Source organism: Streptomyces niger, assembly GCF_000718305.1.
Classification (GTDB): domain Bacteria; phylum Actinomycetota; class Actinomycetes; order Streptomycetales; family Streptomycetaceae; genus Streptomyces; species Streptomyces niger.
Genome location: NZ_JOFQ01000048.1, coordinates 1 through 9,087, shown reverse-complemented (window position 1 = coordinate 9,087; position 9,087 = coordinate 1). Strand labels below are relative to the sequence as shown.

The following is a 9,087-nucleotide window of genomic DNA, read 5'->3' as shown; positions in this document are numbered from 1 at the left end:
CACGGTCTTCCTGGTCAGCCACAACAACAAGTCCATCCGGGACACCTGCGACCGGGTGCTGTGGCTGGAGAAGGGCGAGCTCGTCATGGACGGCCCCACGGACGAAGTGATCAAGGCGTACGAGAAGGAGACGGGCAAGTAGCCCGTACGTGCAACGGAGGCCTCCGCGCCGTTCGGCGCGGAGGCCTCCGTTGCTCAAAGAAATGGTCAACTCCGGCCGCTTCCGGAACAGTTGTCTGCCTGTCGGAGTTGTCCGGATCGTTGCTCCGCGGTTCGGTACCCCCTCGGACGAGTGTGAGATGTACGGCGTAAGCTGTACGGGTGCCGAACGGCACATGTGGTACAAGTCGGGCAATATGGTCCGACGGCGTCGGTGGATGCCCTGATCGGACGGGCCGCGCGGCTGCGGCGTGTCCGAAATATGAAGTTTTAGCGTGGCGGTGTAGAACGGGAGACGTGACGGCAATGGCTACGGGATCTCTCCGGCTCCGGAACGCGCCGGGCAGCCTCCGGTGAGCCCGGAGCCTGTCGTGCCCGCGCCCGAGCGCGCCGTTCTCGACAAGGCTGCGCACGAGAACTTCCCCGTCGCGCCGTTCTTCCTGCCCCGCGCCTGGCGCGCCGACCTGATGGCGGTCTACGGATTCGCACGGCTGGTCGACGACATCGGCGACGGCGACCTCGCGCCCGGTGGCGGCGACGCCGCGTTGCTCGGGCTCGACCGCGCGCAGGCGGGGGACCGCCTCGCGATGCTGGACGCGCTGGAGGCGGACCTGCGCCGGGTCTACAGCGACCGTGCGCCCGGCCCCCGGCACCCCCTCATGCGCCGCCTCGGCCCGACCGTACGGCGCTGCGCCCTGAGCCCTGAGCCGTTCGAGCGTCTGATCGAGGCCAACCGGCAGGACCAGCGCGTCAGCCGCTATCCGGGCTACGCGGATCTGCTGGACTACTGCGAACTGTCCGCCAATCCCGTGGGCCGGCTCGTGCTGGGCATCACGGGCACGACCACGCCCGAGCGGATCCGCCGTTCGGACGCCATCTGCACCGCCCTCCAGATCGTCGAGCACATTCAGGACGTCGCGGAGGACCTGCGGAGGAACCGTATCTATCTGCCTGCCGAGGACATGAAGCGCTTCGGCGTCTCCGAATCCGACCTGGCCGCTCCGAAGGGGGGCGCACAGGCGCGCGCACTGGTCGCATTCGAGGCGGAACGCGCCCGTGACCTGCTGAATGAAGGTGCCCCGCTGGTGGGTAGCGTCCACGGCAGACTCAAGCTGCTGCTCGCCGGCTTCGTCGCCGGCGGACGCGCTGCCCTTCAGGCGGTGGCGGCCGCCGATCACGACGTCCTCCCTGGACCGCCCAAGCCCAGCAAGCTCGGTCTGCTGCGCGCGGTAGGGGCGACACTGCGAAGAGAGGGGTGAGTCGGACCGTGGAGGCAACCGCACACGCGTCCGCGCCGGTGCTCGCTGCGTACCGCTACTGCGAGACCGTTACGGGGCAGCAGGCGCGAAACTTCGCTTACGGAATCAGGCTGCTGCCCACCGAGAAGCGACAGGCCATGTCGGCGCTGTACGCGTTCTCGCGCCGAGTGGACGACATCGGCGACGGCGCGCTGGCGCCCGCCGAGAAGGAGCAACGGCTGGCGGACACCCGCGGTGTGCTCGCGCGCATAAAGGACGGCGAGATCGCCGAGGACGACACCGACCCGGTGGCGGTCGCGCTCGCGGACGCGGCGCACCGCTTTCCGGTGCCGCTGGACGCCCTGGACGAGCTGATCGACGGCGTCCTGATGGACGTGCGCGGCACGACGTACGAGACCTGGGACGACCTCAAGGTCTACTGCCGCTGCGTCGCCGGGGCCATCGGCCGCCTCTCGCTCGGCGTGTTCGGCACCGTGCCCGGCGCGCCGGAGACGGATCGCGCTCCGGAGTACGCCGATACGCTGGGGCTCGCCCTCCAGCTGACCAATATTCTCCGGGATGTACGGGAAGACGCCGACAACGGTCGCACGTACCTGCCCGCCGAGGACTTGGAGAAGTTCGGCTGCGCCGCGGGGTTCCACGGTCCGGTGCCGCCTTCGGGCGCGGACTTCACCGGGCTCGTGCACTTCGAAGTGCGTCGGGCCCGCGCCCTGTTCGCCGACGGCTTCCGGCTGCTGCCCATGCTCGACCGGCGCAGCGGCGCGTGCGTCGCCGCGATGGCCGGCATCTACCACCGCCTGCTCCGCCGGATCGCCGACGACCCCGAGGCCGTGCTGCGCGGCCGGGTCTCGCTGCCCGGCCATGAGAAGGCGTTCGTCGCCGTCCGCGGCCTCTCCGGGCTGGACGCGCGGGCGATCGTCCGCCGACAGACTGTCAGGAGGCGCGGATGACACGTCGAACGCTCCGGTGCGCGCCCGCGTACGTCTGCACCGCACACGCCCTGGAACTCCGGGCAACCCTCCGGGCGGCCGCTGCGTCCATGACAGCAGCAATCCAGGAGGACGCATGACTTCCGCCGACACACGGCCGGCCTCGCACGTCACCACGGGTGCCGCCGGCGGCGGAGGCGCCGCGGCGGTCGTCGTGGGCGGCGGCCTCGCGGGCACCACCGCGGCCCTCGCGCTCGCCGACGCGGGGCTCCGCGTCACCCTCGTCGAAGGCCGGCCGCGGCTGGGCGGGCTCGCCTTCTCCTTCCGCCGCGACTCCGCGGCAGGCGAACTGAGCGTGGACAACGGCCAGCACGTCTACCTGCGCTGCTGCACCGCCTACCGGGACTTCCTGGAGCGGGTCGGCGGCGCGCACCTGATGCCGATCCAGGACCGCTTGGACGTACCGGTCCTCGACGCCGACCCCGCGCGGGCCGCCGCCGGCGCCCGCCTGGGCCGGCTGCGCCGTACCGCGCTGCCCGTCCCGCTGCACCTCGCCGCGAGCCTGGCCACCTACCCGCACCTCTCGCTCGCCGAGCGCGCCTCCGTGGGCCGCGCCGCGCTCGCCCTGAAGAGCTTGGACCCGGCCGACCCCGAGCTGGACCGTACCGACTTCGCGAGCTGGCTCGCCCGGCACGGCCAGTCGTCCCGCGCCGTGGAGGCCCTGTGGGACCTGGTCGGCGTGGCCACCCTCAACGCCCGCGCCGCCGACGCCTCCGTCGGACTCGCGGCCATGGTCTTCAAGACCGGCCTGCTCTCCGACCCGGGCGCCGCCGACATCGGCTGGTCCCGCGTGCCGCTCGGCGACGTGCACGACGGCCTCGCCCGGACGGCGCTGGACAAGGCCGGGGTGCGCGTGGAGACCCGTACCCGGGCCACCGCCGTGACCCGTACCGACGAGGAGCGCTGGCAGGTCACCGTCGAGAACGGACCGCACAGCCAGGAGCAGCTGACCGCCGAGACGGTCGTCCTGGCCCTGCCGCAGCGCGAGACGCACGGCCTGCTGCCGCCCGGCGCGCTGGCCCACCCCGACCGGCTGCTGGAGATCGGCACGGCCCCGATCCTCAACGTGCACGTCCTCTACGACCGCAAGGTGCTGCGCCGCCCGTTCTTCGCGGCGCTCGGCTCGCCGCTGCAGTGGGTCTTCGACCGGACGGACGCCTCCGGGCTGCGGGGCGGCGGGCAGTACCTCGCCGTCTCGCAGTCCGCGGCGCAGGACGAGATCGACCTGCCGGTCGGCGTGCTGCGCGAGCGGTACCTCCCGGAGCTCGCGCGGGTGCTGCCCGCCGCGCGCGGGGCGAAGGTCCGCGACTTCTTCGTCACCCGCGAGCGCACGGCGACGTTCGCCCCCGCACCGGGCGTCGGCCGCCTCAGGCCCGCCGCCCGCACTCAGTCCACCGGCCTGTACCTGGCCGGTGCGTGGACCGCCACCGGGTGGCCCGCGACCATGGAAAGCGCTGTTCGCAGTGGCCTCAGTGCCGCACGCGAGGCACTCACCGAACTCGGCTTCCCCCAGGGATCACTGCCCCAGGAGGCGGCATGACAACGAGTACGCGCGCTCGCACGAACACGAGCACCGGAACAAGAGGAGAAACCGTGCATCCGGCTTCCCCAGTAATCGACACCGAGGCGGTCACCGCACTCCTGGAGCGCGGGCGCAGGCTCGCCACTCCGGTGCTGCGGGCCGCCGTTGACCGGCTCGCGCCTCCCATGGACACCGTAGCCGCGTACCACTTCGGTTGGATCGACGCCGCGGGGGCGCCCTCGGCGGGCGACGGCGGCAAGGCCGTACGGCCCGCCCTCGCCCTGCTCTCGGCGGAGGCCGCGGGTGCCGCGCCCGAGGTCGGCATTCCCGGGGCCGTCGCCGTGGAGCTCGTGCACAACTTCTCGCTGCTGCACGACGACCTCATGGACGGGGACGAGCAGCGCCGCCACCGCGACACCGTGTGGAAGGTGCACGGCCCGGCCCAGGCCATCCTGGTCGGTGACGCCCTTTTCGCACTCGCCAACGAAATACTGCTGGAGCTGGAGACCGTGGACGCCGGGCGCGCGACGCGCCGGCTCACCATCGCCACCCGCAAGCTGATCGACGGTCAGGCCCAGGACATCTCCTACGAACACCGCGACCGGGTCACCGTCGCGGAGTGCCTGGAGATGGAGGGCAACAAGACCGGCGCGCTGCTGGCCTGCGCCGTCTCCATCGGTGCGGTGCTCGGCGGCGCCGACGACCGGACGGCCGACACCCTGGAGAAGTACGGCTACCACCTCGGCCTCGCCTTCCAGGCCGTCGACGACCTGCTCGGCATCTGGGGCGACCCCGAGGCCACCGGCAAGCAGACCTGGTCCGACCTGCGGCAGCGCAAGAAGTCGCTGCCGGTCGTCGCCGCCCTGGACGCGGGCGGCCCGGCATCCGAGAAGCTCGCCCGCATCCTGGCCGACGACGCCAAGAAGAGCGAGACCGAGATCGCCGACTTCACGGAGGCGGAGTTCGCCTCCCGCGCAGCTCTCATCGAGGAGGCCGGCGGCCGGGAGTGGACCTCGGAGGAGGCCCGTCGCCAGCACGCCACCGCGCTCGCCGCACTCGACGAGATCACCATGCCCGAAGAGGTCCGTGCCCAGCTCACCGCCCTCGCGGACTTCGTCGTCGTACGGAAGAGATGATCACGATCAACCCGATCTAGCTCGCAGTCGCCGGCCGGCGCCGGCTCCCGGTACGCCATACCGGAAGCCCGGCACCGGCCGACGGAAGCCCCATGCATTTTTCTTTGATCACTGCAGAAGGGGAAGCCATGACAGCGACGACCGACGGAAGCACCGGGGCCCTGCCGTCCCGGGCCCCTTCGGCCAGCGATGCCACCGCTGAGACAACCGAACCCGGTGCACCGGCCCCACCCCCGACACCCGATGACGTGCCGGGCGCGGCGCGGCAGGCGACCGCCCGGGCCACCGCATTCCTCCTCTCCCTCCAGGACCCCGCCGGCTGGTGGAAGGGCGACCTCGACACGAACGTGACGATGGACGCCGAGGACCTGATGCTCCGCCAGTTCCTGGGCATCAGGGACGCACGGACCACCGAGGCCGCCGCGCGCTTCATCCGCGGCGAGCAGCGGGACGACGGTACCTGGGCCACCTTCCACGGCGGGCCCGGCGACCTGTCCACCACGATCGAGGGCTACGTCGCGCTGCGCCTGGCGGGCGACGCGCCCGAAGCGCCGCACATGGCCAAGGCGTCCGCCTGGATCCGCGAGCAGGGCGGCATCGCCGCCTCCCGGGTCTTCACCCGCATCTGGCTGGCCCTCTTCGGTTGGTGGAAATGGGCGGACCTGCCCGACCTGCCGCCGGAGCTCATCGCCTTCCCGAAGTGGTTCCCGCTCAACATCTACGACTTCGGCTGCTGGGCCCGGCAGACCATCGTCCCGCTGACGATCGTCTCCGCCCACCGGCCCGTGCGCCCCGCGCCCTTCGCGCTGGACGAGCTGCACGCCGACCCGCGGAACCCGAACCCGCCGCGCCCGCTCGCCCCCCTCACCACCTGGGACGGCGCCTTCCAGCGCCTGGACAAGGCGTTGCACCTCTACCACAGGGTCGCGCCGCGCCGGCTGCGCCGCAGCGCCATGCGCGTCGCCGCCCGCTGGATCATCGAGCGGCAGGAGAACGACGGCTGCTGGGGCGGCATCCAGCCCCCGGCGGTCTACTCCGTCATCGCGCTGCACCTGCTGGGCTACGACCTGGACCACCCGGTCCTGCGAGAAGGCCTGGCCTCCCTGGACCGGTTCGCCGTCTGGCGCGAGGACGGCGCCGGCGCCCCCGTCCGCATGATCGAGGCGTGCCAGTCCCCGGTCTGGGACACCTGCCTCGCCACCATCGCGCTGGCCGACGCGGGCCTGGACCGGGACCACCCGCAGCTGGTCAAGGCCGCCGACTGGATGCTGGACGAGCAGATCGACCGGCCCGGCGACTGGACCGTCCGGCGGCCGACGCTGCCGTCCGGCGGCTGGGCCTTCGAGTTCGAGAACGACAACTACCCCGATATCGACGACACCGCCGAGGTCGTCCTCGCGCTGCGCCGCGTGGAGCACCCCGACCCGCAGCGCGTCGAGGACGCCGTACGCCGCGCCGTGCGCTGGAACCTCGGCATGCAGTCCAGGAACGGGGCCTGGGGCGCCTTCGACGCCGACAACACCAGCCCCTTCCCCGACCGGCTGCCCTTCTGCGACTTCGGTGAGGTCATCGACCCGCCGTCGGCCGACGTCACCGCGCACGTCGTGGAGATGGCGGCGGACGTCGGCGCCACCCACGACCCGCGCGTCCGGCGCGGCATCGAGTGGCTGCTGGCCGAGCAGGATCCGACCGGCGCGTGGTTCGGCCGCTGGGGCACCAACTACGTCTACGGCACCGGCTCCGTACTGCCCGCGCTGATCGCGGCCGGCCTGCCCCTCTCGCACCCCGCGATCCGCCGCGCCGTCAGTTGGCTGGAGTCGGTGCAGAACGAGGACGGTGGCTGGGGCGAGGACCAGCGCTCGTACCGGGACCGGGAGTGGATCGGGCGCGGCGCGTCCACCGCCTCGCAGACCGGCTGGGCGCTGATGGCGCTGATCGCGGCCGGCGAGCGGGACGGCAAGGCCGTCGAGCGGGGCGTCGCGTACCTCGCCGCCACCCAGCGCCCGGACGGCTCCTGGGACGAGCCCTACTTCACCGGGACCGGCTTCCCCTGGGACTTCTCGATCAACTACCACCTCTACCGGCAGGTCTTCCCGCTCACGGCCCTCGGCCGCTATCTGGGCGGCGGCCCGGCCGGTGCTGCTCCGGGGCGCTAGATGACCGCCCCGGCCGGCCCGGCTCCGGGCCCACCGCCCCCGCTGCTGGTCGCCTGTGCGCTCGGCATCGAGCGCCTCGCGCTGCGCGGCGGCCCGGACGCCACCGTGCTCCGTACGGGCATGGGGCCGCAGGCCGCGGAGCGGGCCGTCGCCGCCGCGCTGGCCGCGGGCTCGCCCACCGCGGCCTCGCCCGTCGTCGCCAGCGGCTTCTGCGCCGGCCTCGCGCCGGGCATGCGCCCCGGTGACGTGGTCGTCGCGGAGGCCACCCGCGAACACCAGCCGGACCGGCCGGAGAGCGTCTGCCGCGACAACGCGCCGATGGTCGCGGCCTTGAAGGAGCGCGGCCTGACCGTGCACTCCGGACTGCTGCTCGGCAGCGACCACGTCGTACGCGGCACCGAGCGGGCCGCGCTGCACGCCGCGGGAGCGGTCGCGGTGGACATGGAGTCCGCCGCCACGCTCGGCAGCGCGCTGCGCGCCGGGCCCCGTCCGGTTGCGGCCGTCCGGGTGGTCGTGGACGCTCCGGAGCACGAACTCGTCCGTATCGGCACGGTACGCGGGGGAATATCGGCCTTCCGTGTCTTGTGTGCCGTCCTTCCCGTTTTCTTTGAATGGCACCGTTCTTTGCTGCTCCCCAGGAGGTGAGCCAGATGGCCATGCCGCTCCGTCAGACCATCAGGGTCGGGACCTATCTCTTTGAACAGAAAGTGCTCCGGCGGCGTGAGAAGTTCCCGCTCATCGTCGAACTGGAGCCCCTGTACGCGTGCAACCTCGCGTGCGAGGGCTGCGGAAAGATCCAGCACCCGGCCGGCGTGCTGAAGCAGCGGATGCCGGTCGCCCAGGCGGTCGGCGCCGTCCTGGAGTCCGGTGCCCCGATGGTGTCCATCGCGGGCGGCGAGCCCCTGATGCACCCGCAGATCGATGAGATCGTGCGCCAGCTGGTGGACCGGAAGAAGTACGTCTTCCTGTGCACCAACGCCATGCTGCTGCGCAAGAAGATGGACAAGTTCACCCCCTCGCCGTACTTCGCCTTCGCGGTGCACATCGACGGGATGCGCGAGCGGCACGACGAGTCCGTGGCCAAGGAAGGCGTCTTCGACGAGGCCGTGGCGGCGATCAAGGAGGCCAAGCGGCGCGGCTTCCGGGTCACCACCAACTCCACCTTCTTCAACACCGACACCCCGCAGACCATCATCGAGGTGCTCAACTTCCTCAACGACGACCTCAAGGTCGACGAGATGATGCTGTCGCCCGCCTACGCCTACGAGAAGGCCCCCGACCAGGAGCACTTCCTGGGCGTCGAGCAGACCAGGGAACTGTTCAAGAAGGCCTTCGCCGGCGGCAACCGGCGCCGCTGGCGGCTCAACCACAGCCCGCTCTTCCTGGACTTCCTGGAGGGCAAGGCGGACTTCCCGTGTACCGCCTGGGCGATCCCGAACTACTCCCTGTTCGGCTGGCAGCGCCCCTGCTACCTGATGAGCGACGGGTACGTCCCCACGTACCGGGAGCTGATCGAGGAGACCGACTGGGACAAGTACGGCCGCGGCAAGGACCCGCGCTGCGCCAACTGCATGGCGCACTGCGGCTACGAGCCGACCGCCGTCCTGGCCACCATGGGCTCCCTGAAGGAGTCGCTGCGTGCAGCCCGCGAGACCGCCGCCGGAAGCCGCGGGTGACGTCATGACCCTCAGTGAGCCTGTCGCTCTGGGGCTCCCCGAGGTCCCGGCCCGGCCCCTGGCCGTCCGGCGCGTCTCGCGCCGGATCCAGGTCGGGCCGGTGGCCGTCGGGGGCGACGCACCGGTGTCGGTGCAGTCGATGACGACGACGCGGACCGCGGACATCGGGGCGACGCTGCAGCAGATCGCG

The 9,087-nt window shown here is 72.0% G+C and carries 8 protein-coding genes and 1 pseudogene; all 9 read left to right on the top strand.

The features are described 5' to 3' along the window. A pseudogene (locus tag IF20_RS36800) lies at positions 1-142 on the top strand (ABC transporter ATP-binding protein); the annotation flags it as partial. 388 nt (positions 143-530) lie between these two features. Then, positions 531-1,418 carry a squalene synthase HpnC gene (gene hpnC / locus IF20_RS36795; RefSeq protein WP_234427006.1) on the top strand — a complete coding sequence of 296 codons (888 nt, stop codon included), beginning with the start codon at positions 531-533 and terminating at the stop codon, positions 1,416-1,418. Next, complete coding sequence (gene hpnD / locus IF20_RS36790; RefSeq protein WP_110944904.1) at positions 1,415-2,368, top strand: presqualene diphosphate synthase HpnD; 954 nt, start codon at positions 1,415-1,417, stop codon at positions 2,366-2,368. Before hpnC ends, hpnD begins: the two co-directional genes overlap by 4 nt. A 115-nt stretch (positions 2,369-2,483) precedes the next feature. Beyond that, the gene (gene hpnE, locus IF20_RS36785) at positions 2,484-3,947 is read left to right on the top strand and encodes a hydroxysqualene dehydroxylase HpnE (RefSeq protein WP_110944903.1); all 1,464 of its coding nucleotides are present in this window, start codon (positions 2,484-2,486) and stop codon (positions 3,945-3,947) included. Beyond that, positions 3,944-5,065, top strand: a complete 1,122-nt coding sequence (locus IF20_RS36780; protein WP_052869788.1) for a polyprenyl synthetase family protein — start codon at positions 3,944-3,946, stop codon at positions 5,063-5,065. Before hpnE ends, IF20_RS36780 begins: the two co-directional genes overlap by 4 nt. A gap of 128 nt (positions 5,066-5,193) precedes the next feature. Beyond that, positions 5,194-7,221, top strand: a complete 2,028-nt coding sequence (gene shc, locus IF20_RS36775) for a squalene--hopene cyclase (protein ID WP_052869787.1) — start codon at positions 5,194-5,196, stop codon at positions 7,219-7,221. Next, a complete protein-coding gene (locus IF20_RS36770; protein ID WP_052869786.1) occupies positions 7,222-7,866 on the top strand; it encodes a phosphorylase family protein in 645 nt (214 codons plus the stop codon). 5 nt (positions 7,867-7,871) lie between these two features. Continuing rightward, complete coding sequence (hpnH, locus tag IF20_RS36765; protein ID WP_052869785.1) at positions 7,872-8,897, top strand: adenosyl-hopene transferase HpnH; 1,026 nt, start codon at positions 7,872-7,874, stop codon at positions 8,895-8,897. Between the two features lie 4 nt (positions 8,898-8,901). Continuing rightward, positions 8,902-9,087 (top strand): flavodoxin-dependent (E)-4-hydroxy-3-methylbut-2-enyl-diphosphate synthase (locus IF20_RS36760; protein ID WP_199896928.1); only part of this gene is annotated, 186 nt, incomplete at its 3' end.

Excerpts from the sequence above, each read along its gene's own strand:
- hpnH (WP_052869785.1), top strand. The coding sequence starts at position 7,872 with ATGGCCATGCCGCTCCGTCAGACCATCAGGGTCGGGACCTATCTCTTT.
- IF20_RS36770 (WP_052869786.1), top strand. The coding sequence starts at position 7,222 with ATGACCGCCCCGGCCGGCCCGGCTCCGGGCCCACCGCCCCCGCTGCTG.
- shc (WP_052869787.1), top strand. The coding sequence starts at position 5,194 with ATGACAGCGACGACCGACGGAAGCACCGGGGCCCTGCCGTCCCGGGCC.
- hpnE (WP_110944903.1), top strand. The coding sequence starts at position 2,484 with ATGACTTCCGCCGACACACGGCCGGCCTCGCACGTCACCACGGGTGCC.
- IF20_RS36780 (WP_052869788.1), top strand. The coding sequence starts at position 3,944 with ATGACAACGAGTACGCGCGCTCGCACGAACACGAGCACCGGAACAAGA.